The organism is Pseudomonas sp. Irchel s3f19 (assembly GCF_900187555.1).
GTDB classification, from domain to species: Bacteria; Pseudomonadota; Gammaproteobacteria; order Pseudomonadales; family Pseudomonadaceae; genus Aquipseudomonas; species Aquipseudomonas capeferrum.
In genome coordinates, this window is record NZ_FYDW01000003.1 from 732,102 (window position 1) to 751,232 (window position 19,131).

The window sequence follows — 19,131 nt, forward strand, 5'->3', positions numbered from 1 at the left end:
GGCGGCTGTGAGAAACCATGGCGTACACTTGCCGGCCGCCTTTGTGATAACATCCGGCAGTTTCCAAGACCGCCCATCACGGCGGCCAAATTTGCGCAGATCCATGGCACAACTCATTGATTTGTCGTAAGTCGTCGCACCACTGCGCGTCGCGGCGGCGAGCTTCGTTCGGCCCTTGATGGAGCTGCGAAGTTTCACCAGAAAAAGGAATCAGGCTTCTCATGGGCGAACTGGCCAAAGAAATCCTCCCGGTCAATATCGAAGACGAACTGAGACAGTCTTACCTCGACTACGCGATGAGCGTGATTGTCGGGCGAGCGCTGCCCGATGCACGTGACGGCTTGAAGCCCGTGCATCGTCGCGTTCTCTATGCGATGAGCGAACTGGGCAACGACTGGAACAAACCGTACAAGAAGTCCGCCCGTGTGGTCGGTGACGTGATCGGTAAGTACCACCCGCACGGCGACACTGCGGTCTACGACACCATCGTGCGTATGGCCCAGCCGTTCTCGCTGCGCTACCTGCTGGTCGACGGCCAGGGCAACTTCGGTTCGGTGGACGGCGACAACGCTGCAGCCATGCGATACACCGAAGTGCGCATGGCCAAGCTGGCCCACGAGCTGCTGGCCGACCTGCACAAAGAGACTGTCGACTGGGTGCCCAACTATGACGGCACCGAGCAGATCCCTGCGGTCATGCCGACCCGGATCCCCAACCTGCTGGTCAACGGTTCCAGCGGTATCGCCGTGGGCATGGCGACCAACATCCCGCCGCACAACCTCGGCGAGGTCATCGACGGCTGCCTGGCGCTGATTGACAACGCGGAAATCACCATCGATGAGCTGATGCAGTTCATCCCGGGGCCGGACTTCCCGACTGCCGGCATCATCAACGGCCGTCAGGGCATCATCGAGGCCTACCGCACCGGCCGTGGCCGCATCTACATGCGTGCCCGCTCCGAGGTCGAGGACATCGACAAGGTCGGTGGCCGCCAGCAGATCGTCGTCACCGAGTTGCCGTACCAGCTGAACAAGGCGCGCCTGATCGAGAAGATCGCCGAGCTGGTCAAAGAGAAGAAGATCGAAGGCATCACCGAGCTGCGCGACGAGTCCGACAAGGACGGCATGCGCATTGTCATCGAGCTGCGTCGCGGCGAGGTGCCGGAGGTAGTGCTCAACAACCTCTATCAGCAGACCCAGCTGCAGAGCGTGTTCGGCATCAACGTCGTGGCATTGATCGACGGTCGCCCGCGCCTGCTCAACCTCAAGGACCTGCTCGAAGCGTTCGTCCGTCACCGCCGTGAAGTGGTCACGCGCCGTACCGTGTTCGAGCTGCGCAAGGCCCGCGAGCGTGGCCACATCCTTGAAGGCCAGGCAGTTGCGCTGTCCAACATCGACCCGGTCATCGCCCTGATCAAGGCTTCGCCGACGCCGTCGGAAGCTAAGGAAGCGCTGATTGCCACTGCCTGGGAGTCCAGCGCTGTGCAGGTGATGGTCGAGCGCGCCGGCGCCGACTCCTGCCGCCCTGAAGACCTGCCAGAGCAATTCGGCCTGCGCGAAGGCAAGTATTACCTGTCGCCGGAACAGGCCCAGGCGATCCTCGACCTGCGCCTGCACCGCCTGACTGGCCTCGAGCACGAGAAGCTGCTGGCCGAGTACCAGGAAATCCTCGAGCAGATCGGCGAACTGATCCGCATCCTCAGCAGCGCCGAGCGCCTGATGGAAGTGATCCGCGAAGAGCTGGAAGCGATCCGTGCCGAATACGGCGATGCTCGCCGCACCGAAATTCTCAACGCCAGCCACGACCTCAACTACGGTGACATGATCCCGGAAGAAGAGCGCGTGGTGACCATCTCCCACGGTGGCTATGCCAAGACCCAGCCGCTGTCCGCCTACCAGGCCCAGCGCCGTGGCGGCAAAGGCAAGTCGGCGACCGGTGTGAAGGACGAGGACTACATCGAGCACCTGTTGGTCGCCAACAGCCATGCCACCCTGTTGCTGTTCTCCAGCAAGGGCAAGGTGTACTGGAAGAAGACCTACGAGATCCCGGAGGCCTCCCGCGCTGCCCGTGGCCGCCCGTTGGTCAACCTGCTGCCGTTGGAAGAAGGTGAGCGCATCACCGCCATGCTGCAGATCGACCTTGAAGCCCTGCAGCAAAGCGCCGATCCGGATGAAGAGCTGGAAGACGGCGACGAGAGCGTGATCGAAGGCGAAGTGGTAGAAGCCGAAGAAATCGACGAAGAAGATGGCGACACCCTTGAGTGGGTGGCTGAGCCGACTGGCGCGTACATCTTCATGGCAACCGCTTCGGGTACCGTCAAGAAAACCCCGCTGGTGCAGTTCGCCCGTCCGCGCTCCAACGGCCTGATCGCCCTGAAGCTTAAAGAAGGCGACACCCTGATTGCCGCGGCCATCACCGACGGTGCCAAGGAAGTCATGATGTTCTCCGACGCCGGCAAGGTGATCCGCTTCGCCGAGAGCGTGGTGCGCGAAATGGGCCGTACCGCCCGTGGTGTGCGCGGCATGAAGCTGGGCAAGGGGCAGCAGATCATTTCGATGCTGATCCCTGAGTCCGGCGCGCAGATCCTTACCGCCTCCGAGCGTGGCTTCGGCAAGCGTACGCCGTTGTCCAAGTTCCCGCGTCGCGGCCGTGGTGGCCAGGGCGTGATCGCCATGGGCACCAAGGGGCGCAACGGTCTGTTGATCGGTGCCATCCAGGTCCAGGAAGGCGAAGAGATCATGCTCATCTCCGACCAGGGCACCTTGGTGCGGACACGGGTTGGCGAGGTGTCCAGCCTGAGCCGTAACACCCAGGGCGTGACGCTGATCAAGCTGGCGGCGGACGAAACGCTGGTCGGCCTGGAGCGTATCCAGGAGCCATCCGAGGAAGAGCTCGACGAGTTGGTCGAGGCGGGCCCGGAGGGTGACGCGCCGGAGGCTGTCGATGATGACGGCGCGGGTGCCGAAGAGGCACCGCAAGAGTAAGCACACGCAACAACCCGAACGGGGCGACCAAGGTCGCCCCGTTTGACTGATTGAGCAGGCCGCTCCTACAGGGGGCGGGGCCAGCAAGTGACGATTTGTTCTATTTTGGCAGAGCGAGAGTGGATGTGAGCAAACGAGCCTTTAACTTCTGCGCAGGCCCTGCTGCGCTTCCTGACGCTGTCCTGCAGCGCGCCCAGGCCGAAATGCTGGACTGGCATGGCAAGGGCTTGTCGGTGATGGAAATGAGCCATCGCAGCGACGATTACGTGGCCATCGCCGAGAAGGCCGAGCAGGACCTGCGTGACCTGCTGTCCGTCCCCTCCAACTACAAGGTCCTGTTCCTGCAGGGCGGTGCCAGCCAGCAGTTCGCCGAAATCCCACTGAACCTGCTGCCGGAAAACGGTACCGCCGACTACGTCGAAACCGGCATCTGGTCGAAGAAGGCCATCGAGGAAGGGCGCCGTTTCGGCAACATCAATGTCGCCGCCAGCGCCAAGCCCTACGATTACCTGGCTATCCCGGGCCAGAACGACTGGAACCTGACCAAGAACGCAGCTTACGTCCACTATGCGTCCAACGAGACCATCGGTGGTCTGCAGTTTGACTGGGTTCCCGAGACCGGCGACGTTCCGCTGGTGGTCGACATGTCGTCCGATATCCTCTCCCGCCCGATCGATGTGTCGCAGTTCGGCCTGATCTACGCCGGCGCGCAGAAAAACATCGGCCCAAGCGGCCTGGTGGTGGTGATCGTTCGCGAGGACCTGCTGGGCCGGGCCCGCAGCAGCTGCCCGACCATGCTCGACTACAAGGTCTCGGCCGACAACGGCTCGATGTACAACACCCCGGCCACGTATTCCTGGTACCTCTCGGGCCTGGTCTTCGAGTGGCTCAAGGAGCAGGGTGGTGTCGAAGCGATGGAGCAGCGCAACCGCGCCAAGAAAGACCGCCTGTACGGCTTCATCGACGCCAGCGACTTCTACACCAACCCGATCAGCATCAATGCCCGTTCGTGGATGAACGTGCCGTTCCGCCTGGCCGACGAGCGCCTGGATAAAGCGTTCCTGGCCGGTGCCGACGCCCGTGGCCTGCTCAACCTCAAGGGCCATCGTTCGGTCGGCGGCATGCGCGCCTCGATCTACAACGCCCTGGGCCTGGAAGCGGTTGAAGCGCTGGTTGGCTACATGGCCGAATTCGAGAAGGAGCACGGCTGATGTCCGAACACGAGTTGAAGGCGCTGCGTGTTCGCATCGACAGCCTCGACGAGAAGATCCTCGAGCTGATCAGTGAGCGCGCCCGTTGTGCCCAGGAAGTTGCCAGGGTCAAGACCGCCACGCTCGCCGAGGGCGAAAAGCCGGTGTTCTACCGCCCTGAGCGCGAAGCAGCTGTGCTCAAGCGGGTCATGGAACGCAACAAGGGGCCGCTGGGCAATGAAGAGATGGCGCGGCTGTTCCGCGAGATCATGTCGTCCTGCCTGGCCCTGGAAGAGCCGCTGAAAATCGCCTACCTGGGCCCTGAGGGCACCTTCACTCAGGCCGCGGCGATGAAGCACTTCGGCCATGCCGTGATCAGCCGCCCGATGGCGGCCATCGACGAAGTGTTCCGCGAAGTGGCGGCTGGCGCCGTCAACTTCGGCGTGGTGCCGGTGGAAAACTCCACCGAGGGTGCGGTCAGCCATACCCTGGACAGCTTCCTCGAGCACGACATGGTGATCTGTGGTGAGGTCGAGCTACGCATCCACCACCACTTGCTGGTGGGCGAGAGCACGAAGACCGACAGCATCACCCGCATCTACTCCCACGCCCAGTCCCTGGCCCAGTGCCGCAAGTGGCTGGATGCGCATTACCCGAACGTTGAACGCGTGGCGGTCTCGAGCAATGCCGAGGCAGCCAAGCGGGTCAAGGGTGAGTGGAATTCGGCAGCGATCGCCGGCGACATGGCGGCGAACCTGTATGGCCTGACCCGCCTGGCCGAGAAGATCGAAGACCGTCCGGACAACTCGACGCGCTTCCTGATGATCGGCAACCAGGAAGTGCCGCCGACCGGCGACGACAAGACCTCGATCATCGTTTCGATGAGCAACAAGCCAGGTGCCCTGCACGAGCTGCTGGTGCCGTTCCATCAGAACGGTATCGACCTGACCCGCATCGAGACTCGTCCGTCGCGCAGCGGCAAGTGGACCTACGTGTTCTTCATCGACTTCGTCGGCCACCACCGTGACCCGCTGATCAAGGCGGTGCTGGAGCAGATCAGCCAGGAGGCTGTGGGGCTGAAGGTGCTGGGGTCGTATCCGAAGGCGGTGCTTTGATTGATGGCCTTGGGGCTGCACAGCAGCCCCAGTGGCCCCGCAGACTGTCTTGATTTCTGAACAGGGTTCGCACTCGTGGTAGATGCCGTAACAAACAAACCCGCGCCAATCATCGGGCGCCTGGTCGTCGTAGGCCTGGGCCTGATCGGCGGCTCCTTCGCCAAGGGCCTGCGCGAAAGCGGCCTGTGTCGCGAAGTGGTCGGCGTCGACCTGGATGCCCCCTCGCGCAAGCAGGCCGTGGCCCTGGGCGTGGTCGACCGCTGCGAAGAAGACCTCGCCGCCGCTTGTGTCGGCGCCGACGTCATCCAGTTGGCAGTCCCCATCCTGGCCATGGAAAAGCTCCTCGCGCGCCTGGCCCCGCTCGACCTTGGCAACGCCGTGATCACTGACGTCGGCAGCGCCAAGGGCAATGTGGTTCGCGCCGCGCGCCAGGTGCTGGGCGGGCGGCTGTCGCGCTTCGTCCCCGGCCACCCGATCGCTGGGTCCGAGCAAAGCGGGGTAGAGGCCTCCAATGCCACCCTGTTCCGCCGCCACAAAGTCATCCTCACGCCGCTGCCGGAAACCGACCCGGACGCCCTGGCCAAGGTCGACCGCCTGTGGCGCGCACTGGATGCCGATGTCGAACACATGCCGGTCGAGCGCCATGACGAAGTGCTGGCTGCCACCAGCCATCTGCCGCACCTGCTGGCCTTCGGCCTGGTCGATTCGCTGGCCAAGCGCAATGAAAACCTCGAGATCTTCCGGTACGCTGCGGGGGGCTTTCGCGATTTCACGAGAATCGCTGGCAGCGACCCGACCATGTGGCACGACATCTTCCTCGCCAACCGCGAAGCTGTCCTGCGCACGCTTGATACATATCGCAGCGATCTCGACGCCTTGCGCGACGCGATCGATGCAGGGGACGGGCATCAGTTGCTGGGTGTATTCACCCGCGCACGTGTTGCCCGCGAGCATTTCAGTAAAATCCTGGCCCGCCGGGCCTATGTGGACGCTATGAACGCCAACGATCTGATTTTCCTGGCCCAACCGGGTGGCCGCCTGTCCGGGCGAATCCGCGTACCGGGCGACAAGTCGATTTCCCACCGCTCGATCATGCTCGGCTCGCTGGCCGAAGGCACGACCGAGGTCGAAGGCTTCCTCGAAGGTGAGGATGCGCTGGCGACCTTGCAGGCCTTCCGTGACATGGGTGTGGTCATCGAAGGCCCGAACCAGGGTCGCGTGACCATCCACGGCGTCGGCCTGCACGGCCTCAAGGCGCCACCCGGGCCAATCTACGTGGGCAACTCCGGCACCTCGATGCGCCTGTTGTCCGGCCTGCTGGCCGGCCAGGCGTTCGACGTGACCATGACCGGTGATGCCTCGCTGTCCAAGCGCCCGATGAACCGGGTGGCCAACCCCCTGCGTGAAATGGGCGCAGTGGTCGAGACCGGCCCCGAAGGCCGTCCACCGCTGACCATTCGTGGTGGCCACAAGCTCAAGGCGCTCACCTACACGCTGCCGATGGCCAGTGCGCAGGTTAAATCGTGCCTGCTGCTGGCCGGCTTGTACGCCGAAGGCAAGACCACCGTCACCGAGCCTGCGCCGACCCGTGACCACACCGAGCGCATGCTGCGTGGCTTTGGTTATGCGGTGCAGACCAATGGCCCGGTGGCGTCGCTGCAGTCCGGCGGCAAGCTCACTGCAACCCGCATCGAAGTGCCTGCCGATATCTCGTCGGCGGCGTTCTTCCTGGTCGCGGCCTCGATCGCCCAGGGCTCGGAGCTGGTGCTCGAGCATGTCGGCATCAACCCGACCCGTACCGGTGTAATCGACATCCTGCGCCTGATGGGCGGCGATATCACCCTGGAGAACCAGCGTGAAGTCGGCGGCGAGCCGGTGGCCGACCTGCGCGTGCGCGGCGCCCAGCTGAAAGGTATCGACATCCCTGAAAACCTGGTGCCATTGGCCATCGACGAGTTCCCGGTGTTGTTCGTTGCCGCTGCCTGCGCCGAAGGGCGCACTGTGCTGCGCGGTGCCGAAGAGCTGCGGGTCAAGGAATCCGACCGCATCCAAGTGATGGCCGACGGCCTGATCAGCCTGGGCGTGAAGTGCGAGCCGACCCCGGATGGCATCATCATCGACGGCGGCCAGATTGGCGGCGGTGAAGTGCACGGCCACGGTGACCACCGTATCGCCATGGCCTTCAGCGTTGCCTCGCTGCGCGCCAGTGCGCCGATCCGTATCCATGACTGCGCCAACGTCGCCACCTCGTTCCCCAACTTCCTGGCGCTGTGTGCCGAAGTCGGCATTCGTGTGGCTGAAGAGGGCAAGTCGTGAACACCCAGGCGCCAGTCATCACCATCGACGGGCCAAGCGGTTCGGGGAAAGGCACAGTTGCCGGGCTGCTGGCCCGCGAGCTGGGCTGGCGGCTGCTGGACTCCGGCGCGCTGTACCGTCTGCTGGCCTTCAACGCGAGCAACCACGGTGTCGACCTGACCAACGAAGAGCTGCTCAAGCAGCTTGCCGCCCATCTGGATGTGCAGTTCATCGCGGCCGAGCCCGGTAAGCTGCAACAGATCATCCTCGAGGGTGAGGACGTCAGTAACGTCATCCGCACCGAAACCGTCGGTGCGGGCGCCTCGATGGTGGCTTCGCTGCCCGCCGTGCGCGATGCCTTGCTGATGCGCCAGCGCGCATTCCAGGAAGCTCCAGGCCTGATTGCCGACGGGCGTGACATGGGCACCGTGGTGTTCCCGGATGCGCCATTGAAGGTCTTTCTCACCGCTAGCGCGGAGGAGAGGGCACGTCGCCGTTACCTGCAGTTGAAGGGCAAGGGCGAAGATGTTAGTCTGTCGAGTCTGCTGGATGAGATTCGTGCACGCGATGAGCGTGACACCCAACGTGCAGTGGCCCCGCTGAAACCAGCGGCCGATGCCATTCAGTTGGACTCCACCGAGTTGTCTATCGAGCAGGTGTTGCAACGTATCAGGAGTGAGATCGCACTGCGCGACCTTCACTGATCGCCAGGAGAGCAGGCAGGTGCACCAGTCAACGTCCTGCCCGCTTTCCTTTTAAATAACGAAACCCACATTGTCTGGAATGTGGCGATGGGCGTCTGTTTCGCCCGAATCTACAGGAATTAAAATGAGCGAAAGCTTTGCAGAACTCTTTGAAGAAAGCCTGAAAACCCTCAATCTTCAGCCGGGTGCGATCATCACCGGTATCGTTGTCGACATCGACGGCGACTGGGTTACCGTACACGCTGGCCTGAAGTCCGAGGGCGTCATCCCGCTCGAGCAGTTCTACAACGAAGCTGGCGAGCTGACCATCAAGGTCGGTGACGAAGTTCACGTTGCGCTGGACGCGGTCGAAGACGGCTTTGGCGAAACCAAACTGTCCCGTGAAAAAGCCAAGCGCGCCGAGTGCTGGATTGTTCTGGAAGCAGCTTTCGCCGCCGAAGAAGTGGTCAAGGGCGTTATCAACGGTAAGGTTAAGGGCGGCTTCACTGTCGACGTTAACGGCATCCGTGCGTTCCTGCCGGGCTCCCTGGTTGATGTCCGCCCTGTGCGCGACACCACCCACCTGGAAGGCAAAGAGCTGGAATTCAAGGTCATCAAGCTGGACCAGAAGCGCAACAACGTTGTCGTTTCCCGTCGCAGCGTGCTGGAAGCCGAGAACAGCGCCGAGCGCGAAGCCCTGCTGGAGACCCTGCAGGAAGGCCAACAAGTCAAAGGTATCGTCAAGAACCTCACCGACTACGGCGCCTTCGTGGACCTGGGCGGTATCGACGGCCTGCTGCACATCACCGACATGGCCTGGAAGCGCATCAAGCACCCTTCCGAAATCGTTAACGTTGGCGACGAAGTCGACGTTCGCGTTCTGAAGTTCGACCGTGAGCGCAATCGCGTTTCGCTGGGTCTGAAGCAGATGGGCGAAGATCCGTGGGTTGCTATCACTGCCCGCTACCCAGAAGGTACTCGCGTACAAGCTCGCGTTACCAACCTGACCGACTACGGCTGCTTCGCTGAGCTGGAAGAAGGCGTTGAAGGTCTGGTACACGTTTCCGAAATGGACTGGACCAACAAGAACATCCACCCGTCGAAAGTCGTTCAGGTTGGCGACGAAGTGGAAGTCATGGTTCTGGACATCGACGAAGAGCGTCGTCGTATCTCCCTGGGCATCAAGCAGTGCAAGTCCAACCCATGGGAAGACTTCTCCGGCCAGTTCAACAAGGGTGACAAGATCACCGGTACCATCAAGTCGATCACCGACTTCGGTATCTTCATTGGTCTGGACGGCGGCATCGACGGCCTGGTTCACCTGTCCGACATCTCCTGGAACGAAACCGGCGAAGAAGCCGTACGTCGTTTCAAGAAGGGCGACGAGCTGGAAACCGTCATCCTGTCGGTCGATCCAGAGCGCGAGCGCATCTCCCTGGGCATCAAGCAGCTGGAAGACGATCCGTTCTCCAACTTCGTTGCTGTCAATGACAAGGGCGCTATCGTCAAGGGCATCGTGAAAGAAGTTGACGCCAAAGGCGCCATCGTCACCCTGGCCGACGACATCGAAGCCACTCTGAAAGCTTCCGAAATCAGCCGTGACCGCGTTGAAGATGCGCGTAACGTTCTGAAAGAAGGCGAAGAGATCGAAGCCAAGATCATCAGCGTTGACCGCAAGTCCCGCGTTATCAGCCTGTCGATCAAATCGAAAGACGACGCTGAAGAGCGTGAAGCCATCCAGAGCCTGAAAAACGCTCCGGAAGCGGCTGCCGACACCACCATGGCTGCGCTGCTGCGCGAAGCAATGGCCAAGCAGAACTAAGTTCTGTTTGATCGGTAAAAAGGGCGACCCTCGGGTCGCCCTTTTTTTTGCGTTTGCGTGGGCTTTTTGGTGTTTGCCTTTAGTTTTGGGGCGCCTGGACGATCGAGCGCCGCGTCACCGTAAATCCACCGCAGAACACCCATAGGCCCTTGCCGGCTAGACCATTCTTGTAAAACTTCAATCTTGATTTTTTTTATTAAGTCAATAACCGCCCTGTTCAAATCCTTCCCGGCGTGCTACAAACTGGATAAGCAATGATCTAGCTGCTTGATAACGAAGGGAAAAATATGACGAAGTCGGAGCTGATCGAACGTATTGTCACCCATCAGGGGCTGCTCTCCTCGAAGGATGTGGAGCTAGCCATCAAGACCATGCTTGAGCAGATGTCACAATGCCTGGCCACGGGCGATCGCATCGAGATTCGCGGATTCGGCAGCTTCTCGCTGCACTATCGTGCGCCCCGTGTCGGCCGCAACCCCAAGACCGGCCAGTCGGTCAGCCTCGAAGGCAAATTCGTGCCGCACTTCAAGCCCGGCAAAGAGCTGCGTGATCGGGTCAATGAAGAAGACGAGGCTGAAGCCTGATCAACCAAGGAGCAATCTGATGCGGAACCTCAAGCGCGCCCTCGCGGCGGTGTTCGTGCTGTTGTTGGCGGCTGTGGTGCTGTTCTTCGTGCTGGAGAATCAGCAGGCGGTCTCGCTGGTCCTGTTCGGCTGGGCGGCACCGGCCGTGCCGGTTGCGGTGCTGGTGCTTGCGGCCCTTGTCATTGGTTTGGCGGTTGGGCCATTGCTGGGCGCCTACGGCGTACAGCGCAGCAAGCGCAAGATCAGGGCGACTGCTCGTCAGGCAGCACTCAACGGCAGTTAGGAATTTTCCTACGCTAGTTTGGGAAAGACTCACCTATGCTTGCCCCGGTCGTCATGAACTAATAGCGCACTTCATCTTCGGCCCAAGCGAGTGTGCGCAGCATGGAATACCCCGTCCTTTCTCACCATGGTGGCACTCGAGGCGTAACCGGTTCTTGTCACCAGCTTCGTCTGGATGGCGCTACCAGCCTGCTGGTTGATTGTGGGCTGGAGCAAGGGGCCGATACACCGGCAGGTGCTGAGTTTGCACCGCTGGGGTTCGAGGTGAATGGGGTGCAGGCGTTGGTCATCACTCACGTGCATCTCGACCACGTTGGTCGCATTCCGGTGCTGCTGGCGGCCGGTTACCGTGGCCCCATCCTCTGCAGTGAGCCGTCCGCCAAGCTACTTCCGGTGGTGTTGGAGGATGCCTACCGGCTAAGCATCAGCCGTGAGCCGGCGCATGTGGCGCGTTATCTCGCCCTGCTCGAAGAGCTGATTGTGCCGCTTCCGTTCGAGCAGTGGCATGACCTTGCAGGCCTTTTTGGCCTCGGCTGCCGTATCCGCTTGCAGCGCGCTGGCCATCTGCTGGGCTCTGCCTACGTGGAATGCCATGTAGAAAACGAGCGAGGCAGTGTGCGTTACGTGTTCTCGGGCGACCTTGGTCCTTCTGGCAATGCCTTGTTGCACCCGGTGCGGCCCCCTGAACGAGTCGATGTGCTGGTGCTCGAAAGCACTTACGGCGATCGCCTGCATCCCTGTCTCGGCGACCGTGGGCAGAGGCTGGAAGCAGCCATCGACCGCGCCCTCGCTGACAAGGGCACGATTCTTATACCGGCATTCAGTCTGGGCCGAACTCAGGAGCTGCTGTATGAGCTTGAGGGCATCCTCCATCGCAAGTCCCTGCTCGGGTGTTCGGATGCCACTTCGGGTGAAGACCCGCTCGATTGGTCTCAACTGCCCATCATTCTTGACTCGCCTCTGGCCCAGCGGATCACCTCCGTTTACACGCAATTGCATGATTACTGGAATGACGAAGCCAGGGCCCATCTGGCTGAAGGGCGCGACCCGCTTGGTTTCACTCAGTTGATCAGGGTGGACACCCATGCCAGGCACCAACAGGTGGTCAATTACCTCAAGAGCACCGGGCGCCCGGCGATAGTCATTGCTGGCAATGGCATGTGCTCGGGTGGGCGTATCGTCAATTACCTCACGGCCATGTTGGGCGATTCACGGCATGAGGTGATGTTCGTCGGCTACCAGGCTAAAGGCACGCCGGGAGCAATGATACAGGCGAGCGAGGGGGTGGAAGGGTTGGCCCAGGTCGATCTGGGTGGGCAGATGCATGAGCTTCGGGCGAAGATCATGACCTTGCCGGGCTATTCGGCGCATGCGGACCAGAAAGGCTTGGTGCGGTTTGCGTTGGGTGGCCAGGTGCAGCCCGCCAAGGTGCTGCTGGTGCACGGCGAAAAAACTGCGAAAAAGGCCCTGGCAATGGCTTTGCACCAGGAAGCTGAGCGGGCCGGTATACACCTGGAAGTCTCCATCCCCTGACCCTTGGTCTGGCAGCGGTACCCTAGCTGACGCAAGGTGGGAACTAATGCGGCTGGGGTCTATCTACTGCGACTAGTCCAGATGCTGGATCGGCTAAAGGTAGGCATAATGCCGCTACACTGAGAGAGCGCGTCTCGCCCGGTTCCAGGCAGAGATTCGTGTTCTTTTGGTATGCCAGAAACCGTGTGCACAGTCAGACCCGAGGAAAAACACAAGAAATGCGCAATGACCTTGAGCGCCGCAGTAGCAATAGTGAAGAAGTTGACGTGTTGGAGTTTCTGGAGGGGGTATGGCGGCAAAAGTTACTCATCTTTATAGTGACGATTGCTGTCACTGCACTTGCTGTGGCTTATGCGTTCTTGGCCAAGCCGGTTTATGAGGCCAAGATTTTTCTGGCAGCGCCTTCTTCCAGTGATATTGCCGACCTGAACTACGGGCGTACCAGTCAGACTGGCCTCGAGCCTTTCACCTCGCGAAAGGTTTTTGATATCTTCATCGAACATTTGAACGGTGAGACCCTGCGCCGTCAGTTCTTCAAAGAAGTTTACGTGCCTTCGTTATCTGCGGGGCAGGGCGCACAAAGCGCATTGTACGCAGCGTTCAACAGCTCATTTGACGTCGTGCAACTGGCGGGGGGGCCGGCGCGGGCCTATGTCGCTTTCCGCGGTCGCGACCCTGCCTTGGCGTCGAAGTGGGCGGCCGCCTACGTCGAAAAGGCCAGCGGCGCCGCAAAGGCCGAGGTATTGCACGATGCGACCAAAGAGGCTGACGTTCGCGCCAGCACACTGCAGTTGGAGGTCGACAACCTGCGTGAGAACGGCCAGCGTCAACGTGAAGACAAGATCATCCGCTTGCAAGAAGCATTGCGTATAGCCACTGCCATTGGACTGCAAAACCCGCCACTGATTAGTGGGGAAGTGTCCAAGGCGTTGACGTCGAAAATGGATGGTGAACTGACTTACATGCGGGGCAGCAAGGCATTGGCCGCCGAAATCGATAATTTACAGCAGCGTAGAAGTGAAGATCCCTTCATTGCCGAGCTTCGTGAAGTGCAAAGTAGGCAGCAGTTCTATCAGGGGGTGGTTGCGGCGAATCGAACAGTGAGTGTGTATCAGCTCGACGGAACTATAGAACAACCGGATGTGCCGGTTAAGCCACGACGCAACTTGATTATTGCACTGGGATTGATTGCTGGCTTTGGTCTGGGTTGTCTGATAGCGACCCTGCGCTATGCCCTGCAGAATTTGCAAAGGCGCCGCGCCTGCCCTTGAGGCGAGTATGAAAGCGCACCTGGAATTTTGCGCGAGACATTTGCCGTGCGAACGGTGAAACTACTGAAATAAAGGGGGCTGGCCTCAACGGCCCCGAAAAAACATGCCAAAGGTTTGCCGATGAAGCTTGTTCAAACGAACATTCCCGATGTAGTCATAGTGGAACCCGCCGTGTATGAGGATGATCGCGGGTGGTTCACGGAAACCTTCAACGAAACCCGCTTTCATGGCGAATTGCTCAAGCTTGGCTTGAGCAAACCCCGTGCATTTGTCCAGGACAACCATTCGATGTCCCATCGGGGCGTTTTGCGCGGGCTGCATTTTCAGCGTGCGCCGCACGCCCAGGGCAAGCTCGTGAGGGTGGTGCGCGGCGCGGCCTATGACGTGGCAGTCGATATCCGCCCTGGCTCCCCGACCTTCGGGCAATGGGTAGGGGTGGAGCTGACCGAGCGCAACAACCGTATGCTGTGGATTCCCGAAGGTTTCGCGCATGGGTTTATTGCCCTCGAGGACGAAACACATTTTCTGTACAAAACGACGGATGTGTACAACAAGGCCGCCGAAGGCAGCATTCACTGGGACGATCCCGACCTGGCGATTGACTGGCCGATGCGTGATGGCCTCATCGTCAGCGAAAAAGACAACCTCGCGCCGCCGTTCAGGCATCACCTGAATGCCGCCGGGGAAGGGGCATTGTCCCAGATCGAGATGTTCAAGGTACTGGGGGATCATCGCGGCCAGTTGGTGGCCTTGCAAGCCTTGGATAACGTGCCGTTCGCAATCCAGAGGGTCTATTACCTGACCGAGACGTTGCCCGGGGTCGCCCGCGGGTTCCATGCCCACAAGGCGCTCAATCAGCTGGCGATCTGCGTGTCAGGGCGCTGCCGCATGGTCATGGACGACGGTGCCAACCGTACTGACCAATGGCTTGATACCTTCAACAAAGGCATCTTAATTCCGCCTATGGTATGGCACGAAATGCATGACTTCAGCCCGGATTGTGTCCTGCTTGTATTGGCTGACGCCCATTACGACGAGGCCGACTACATTCGTGACTACACAACGTTCACGGAGTTGAAACGCGATGCCTAGCATTCATCAATTGGCCGATGTGAAAAGCGATGCCATCGGCGAGGGTACCCGGGTCTGGCAATTCGTGGTGGTCATGAAAGGTGCGCAGATCGGGCGTAATTGCAACATCTGCGCACATACCCTGATTGAAGGCGATGTGGTGCTGGGCGATAACGTGACGGTCAAGTCCGGCGTTTACTTATGGGACGGTACGCGTATTGCCGATGACGTATTCATTGGCCCCAATGCCACCTTTACCAACGACGCAATGCCGCGGTCCAAGGTCTACCCGGAGCAATTCAACGGCATCAGCCTGGAGCGTGGCGCCAGTATTGGTGCAAATGCCACCTTGCTGCCAGGCATTGTCGTTGGCGAGTACGCCATGGTGGGGGCCGGGGCGGTCGTGACCAAAGACGTCCCGCCCTATGCAGTGGTGGTAGGCAATCCAGCAAAAATTATCAGGGTGATAGACCGCAATGGTTAAGTTTCTCGATCTGCAGGGTGTGAACGCGCAATACCGTCAGGCATTGATTGATGCTTGCACCGAAGTCATCGACTCTGGCTGGTACATCATGGGTGAAAAGCTCAAGCAGTTTGAGGCCCAGTTCGCCAGCTACTGTGGGGTGAAGCACTGCATTGGCGTCGCCAACGGCCTTGACGCGCTGACGCTGACCTTGCGTGCCTGGAAACTGCTTGGCCGTATCGCCGAAGGCGACGAGGTACTGGTGCCTGCCAATACCTACATCGCGACCATCCTCGCGATTACCGAGAACAAGCTGGTGCCCGTGCTGGTGGAGCCCGATGAGGGCAGCTTCAACCTGGGGGCGCACAACCTGGCGCAAGCGCTGACCCCGCGCACGCGCGTGATCATGCCTGTGCACCTGTACGGGCGGCTTGCCGATATGCCTGCCATCAACGCGTTCGCCAGTGAGCATGGGCTGTTGGTGCTCGAAGACTCTGCGCAGTCACATGCTGCCGAGCTGGACGGACGCCGGGCGGGTGCCTGGGGCGATGCGTCGGGCTTCAGCTTCTACCCTGGCAAGAACCTGGGGGCTCTCGGTGACGCCGGTGCGATAACCACCAACGACGATGGGCTGGCCGAGACGCTGAAGTCGCTGCGCAACTACGGTTCGCACGTTAAGTACATGAACATGTACCAAGGGGTGAACAGCCGCCTGGACGAACTGCAGGCAGCGCTGTTGAGCGTGAAGCTCGCGTACCTGGACGAAGAGACACGTCTGCGCCAGCACGTTGCCCAGCAGTACCTGGCCGGCATTCGCAACCCGGCCATTCAGTTGCCTGACCCGGGCGCTGCCGGCCAGCATGCCTGGCACCTTTTCGTGGTGCGCAGCGATTGCCGCGAACAGTTGCAGCAGCACCTGGCACAGCAGGGTGTACAAACTCTGGTGCACTACCCGATACCGCCGCACCGGCAGCAAGCCTATCCGCAGTTGGCCGATCTGTCGCTGCCGCTGAGCGAGCGGCTGCATGAGCAGGTGCTGAGCCTGCCCATGGACCCGACCCTGACTGCGTCCTCAGTCGAGCACGTCATTGACGCCTGCAACCGCTTTACGCGTCCTTGAGTGCCGGTATGACCCTGATCAGAACTAGCCTGCTCAATGCCGTAGCGGTTGCAGTGAAGATGGCCACCTTGCTGGGCCTCAACAAGGTGCTGGCCCTGTATGTAGGGCCGTCTGGCTACGCGGCCATCGGCCAGTTGCAGAATGCGGTGACGATGTTCACCACCCTAGCCAGCGGCGCCGTCAGCACCGGCGTTACCAAGTACACTGCACAGTTCGCCGAACAGCCCGAGCAGCAACGCAAGATATGGAGAACCGCCGGGACGCTGTCGGTGCTGGTGTCCCTGCTGCTGGCGGTGTCCATTATCGTGCTGCGAAAGCCGCTTGCCAGCTGGTTCTTCAATGACGAATCGTTGGCGACAGTGCTGCTCTGGTTTGCCGCCACCTTGGTGTTTTTTTCGTTCAATTCGTTGTTGCTGGGGGTGCTCAATGGCAAGAAGGATGTCGCCCGCTATGTGCTGGCCAATATCCTCGGTAGCCTGATTTCGCTAGTAGTCACCTGTGCGCTGACTATTCAGCTGGGGCTGTACGGTGCACTGGTGGCTCTGGCGGTCTACCAGTCCTTGAGCTTTGTGGCCACGTTGCTGATCTGCATGCGCACCCCATGGTTCCGCCTTGGCGACTTTTTCGGTGGCCTGGACCGGCAAGCGCTGGCCCGGCTCTCGAAGTTCGCCCTGATGGCCGTGGTTACGGCCTGTTCCCTGCCAGTTTGTCATGTATTCCTGCGTGACTACCTGGGCACTACGTTCGGCTGGGAGCAAGCTGGGTACTGGGAGGCAATGTGGCGCTTGAGCTCGGCGTACCTGATGCTAATCACCACCACCCTGGCGGTGTATTACTTGCCGCGGCTTTCCGAACTGGCGGACGCCGGTGAACTGCGTCGGGAAATCCTGCAGGGCTACAAGCTGATCCTGCCCATGACCCTTTTCGCCGGGCTGGTGATCTACCTACTGCGCGACTTCATCATCCTGGTGCTGTTCTCTGAGTCGTTCCTGCCGATGCGCGAGTTGTTCGCCTGGCAGATGGTGGGCGACAGCCTGAAAATTGCCAGTTGGCTGATCGCGTACTTGATGCTGAGCAAGGCTTTGACGCGGCTCTACCTGGTGACGGAAATCCTTGCCACGCTGTCGCTGTACGGCTTGACGGTGTACCTCACGCAACTCTGGGGGTACGAGAAGGTCACACTGGCCTACGCCGTCAATTACCTGCTGTACGCGATAGTCATGTATTTCACGGTTTATCGGCGCTTGCCGTCGATTGTCGCTGATTCGGCACGGAGCTGAGTGATGAAAGAAGTGGTTGAGCAGCTACAGGCACGCATACTGAAGGCAGCGCCAGGGGCCGCACTGGCCCAGGCACAAGTCTATGGCGCGCTGCTCTGGGCCGTGGACCTGGACATCTACGAGGCGGCTGCGCTGGAGCGCCACCTGGTAGCTCAATGTGCCAGCCAGGTCACGGTGCCCGCCGCCAGCGGGGTAGCGGGGGGCTGTCTGCATGTGGTCAGCGAACCCTATTTGCAAGGCGGGCACACCCGGCTGATGGAGCGCCTGGCGCATATGCACGGAGGGCCAGTGGACCTGCTGGTAACGCGCAGCGCCAAGCCTCAGGTGCTCGAGCGCCTGGCAGGCTACTTCGCCCATATCGAGGTGGCGCGCGGCGATGACCCGTGTGCCCGGCTACAGTCCATCGTCGACACCCTGGGCCGGTACGACAAGGTGGTGCTGCACATCCACCCGGACGACATCACCACCACCGTCGCCTGCGGCCTCCTGAAGCAGCAGCGTGGTGCCGCGGTGACGGTGTATTTCGTCAACCACGCGGACCATGTGTTCAGCTTCGGCGCTTCGGTGGCCGATGTGTATTTCGAGATCAGTGCCTACGGGCATCACCTGGACAAGAAAAAACACCTCACCTGCCAGAAGAGCTTCCTGGCGATCCCGATCGAAACCAGCGCAGCCATCGTTTCGGACACTGCGCCCACGCACGCGCGAATCAAGGTGTTCAGTGCCGCCTCGGCGGCTAAGTACAAGCCGCACGGCGGCCTGGACATGCGCCCGTCGATCACGGCAATTCTGACCCGGTTTGTCAATGCCGAGTGCTGGATCATCGGGGCCAACCCCTTGACCAACATGTGGTGGTGGACGGTGAAACTGCGTTACCCCACGCGCTTTTTCATCCGTCGACACTTGCCGTACAAGGACTACCTGGCCTTTGCGGAAAAGGCCGATTTCTACCTGGACAGCTACCCTGTACCCGGTGGTACCGCGTTTGCCGAGCAATTGCTCAAGGGCCGGCGATGTGTGGGGCTGGTTGCGCCGATCCAAGGGTATTCGCCAGCTGATGGCTTGAAGGTTGCCAGCATCGACCAACTGCTTGCCAGTATCGAACATCCGCAGCCCAGTGCACCGGTGGTCGAAGCGGTACAGCGGGTGAATTCGGTCGAGGCCGTGAAAGCGCGTTACCTGGCCTGCATCGAACGCGGCGAGTACAGCGAAAACCTGCTGGCGGCCATGCTGCCGTGGACGGGCAACCTCGATTTCATGAAACCGACAGGAAAGGTCACTAGCATGATCCCTGCGGATGTCTTCGACGCCCTGTGCCGCATAGACGCAAAGCTGGCACTGCGAACGCTGCTTGCCTACGCCTGGGTGCCGAAAATCAAGATCTTGATCAAGGTCACGCTGTTCCGGCTGGCCAGGCTGACTAGAGCGCGAGGGTAAG

General features: G+C 60.7%; 15 protein-coding genes and 1 pseudogene. All 16 read left to right on the plus strand.

What is annotated here, in order from left to right; translation table 11 throughout:
- The first annotated feature begins 221 nt into the window (after positions 1–221).
- A complete protein-coding gene (gene gyrA, locus CKW22_RS11300; protein ID WP_033700698.1) occupies positions 222–2,984 on the plus strand; it encodes a DNA gyrase subunit A in 2,763 nt (920 codons plus the stop codon).
- A gap of 125 nt (positions 2,985–3,109) precedes the next feature.
- Positions 3,110–4,195 carry a 3-phosphoserine/phosphohydroxythreonine transaminase gene (serC, locus tag CKW22_RS11305; protein WP_033701507.1) on the plus strand — a complete coding sequence of 362 codons (1,086 nt, stop codon included), beginning with the start codon at positions 3,110–3,112 and terminating at the stop codon, positions 4,193–4,195.
- Positions 4,195–5,289: a prephenate dehydratase gene (gene pheA, locus CKW22_RS11310; RefSeq protein WP_033700696.1), complete on the plus strand. Its 1,095-nt coding sequence runs from the start codon at positions 4,195–4,197 to the stop codon at positions 5,287–5,289. Before serC ends, pheA begins: the two co-directional genes overlap by 1 nt.
- 108 nt (positions 5,290–5,397) lie before the next feature.
- Entirely contained in the window at positions 5,398–7,605 is a 2,208-nt protein-coding gene (locus tag CKW22_RS11315) for a bifunctional prephenate dehydrogenase/3-phosphoshikimate 1-carboxyvinyltransferase (protein ID WP_033701506.1), read from the plus strand.
- Complete coding sequence (gene cmk / locus CKW22_RS11320) at positions 7,602–8,288, plus strand: (d)CMP kinase (RefSeq protein WP_033700694.1); 687 nt, start codon at positions 7,602–7,604, stop codon at positions 8,286–8,288. The genes CKW22_RS11315 and cmk overlap by 4 nt, the downstream gene beginning before the upstream one ends.
- Positions 8,289–8,412: 124 nt before the next feature.
- Positions 8,413–10,089 (plus strand): 30S ribosomal protein S1, encoded by a 1,677-nt coding sequence (gene rpsA, locus CKW22_RS11325; RefSeq protein ID WP_003252673.1) that lies wholly within the window; start codon positions 8,413–8,415, stop codon positions 10,087–10,089.
- Positions 10,090–10,376: 287 nt separating this feature from the next.
- Complete coding sequence (gene ihfB, locus CKW22_RS11330; RefSeq protein ID WP_003252675.1) at positions 10,377–10,673, plus strand: integration host factor subunit beta; 297 nt, start codon at positions 10,377–10,379, stop codon at positions 10,671–10,673.
- A gap of 19 nt (positions 10,674–10,692) precedes the next feature.
- Positions 10,693–10,956, plus strand: coding sequence for a lipopolysaccharide assembly protein LapA domain-containing protein (locus CKW22_RS11335; RefSeq protein ID WP_095064109.1), 264 nt, complete (start codon positions 10,693–10,695; stop codon positions 10,954–10,956).
- Between the two features lie 101 nt (positions 10,957–11,057).
- A complete protein-coding gene (locus tag CKW22_RS11340) occupies positions 11,058–12,488 on the plus strand; it encodes an MBL fold metallo-hydrolase (protein ID WP_095064157.1) in 1,431 nt (476 codons plus the stop codon).
- Positions 12,489–12,706: 218 nt separating this feature from the next.
- Positions 12,707–13,759: an LPS O-antigen chain length determinant protein WzzB gene (locus tag CKW22_RS11345; protein WP_095064110.1), complete on the plus strand. Its 1,053-nt coding sequence runs from the start codon at positions 12,707–12,709 to the stop codon at positions 13,757–13,759.
- A 120-nt stretch (positions 13,760–13,879) separates the two neighbouring features.
- A pseudogene (rfbC, locus tag CKW22_RS27805) lies at positions 13,880–14,410 on the plus strand (dTDP-4-dehydrorhamnose 3,5-epimerase); the annotation flags it as partial.
- Positions 14,411–14,467: 57 nt separating this feature from the next.
- A complete protein-coding gene (locus CKW22_RS27810; RefSeq protein ID WP_256577293.1) occupies positions 14,468–14,851 on the plus strand; it encodes an FdtA/QdtA family cupin domain-containing protein in 384 nt (127 codons plus the stop codon).
- Positions 14,844–15,314, plus strand: a complete 471-nt coding sequence (locus tag CKW22_RS11355; protein ID WP_095064112.1) for an acyltransferase — start codon at positions 14,844–14,846, stop codon at positions 15,312–15,314. Before CKW22_RS27810 ends, CKW22_RS11355 begins: the two co-directional genes overlap by 8 nt.
- On the plus strand, positions 15,307–16,413 hold the full coding sequence (locus tag CKW22_RS11360; protein WP_095064113.1) for a DegT/DnrJ/EryC1/StrS aminotransferase family protein: 1,107 nt from the start codon (positions 15,307–15,309) through the stop codon (positions 16,411–16,413). Before CKW22_RS11355 ends, CKW22_RS11360 begins: the two co-directional genes overlap by 8 nt.
- 8 nt (positions 16,414–16,421) lie before the next feature.
- Positions 16,422–17,693, plus strand: a complete 1,272-nt coding sequence (locus tag CKW22_RS11365) for an O-antigen translocase (protein ID WP_095064114.1) — start codon at positions 16,422–16,424, stop codon at positions 17,691–17,693.
- Between the two features lie 3 nt (positions 17,694–17,696).
- Positions 17,697–19,130, plus strand: coding sequence for a hypothetical protein (locus tag CKW22_RS11370; protein WP_095064115.1), 1,434 nt, complete (start codon positions 17,697–17,699; stop codon positions 19,128–19,130).
- The last annotated feature ends 1 nt before the right edge of the window (position 19,131 follow it).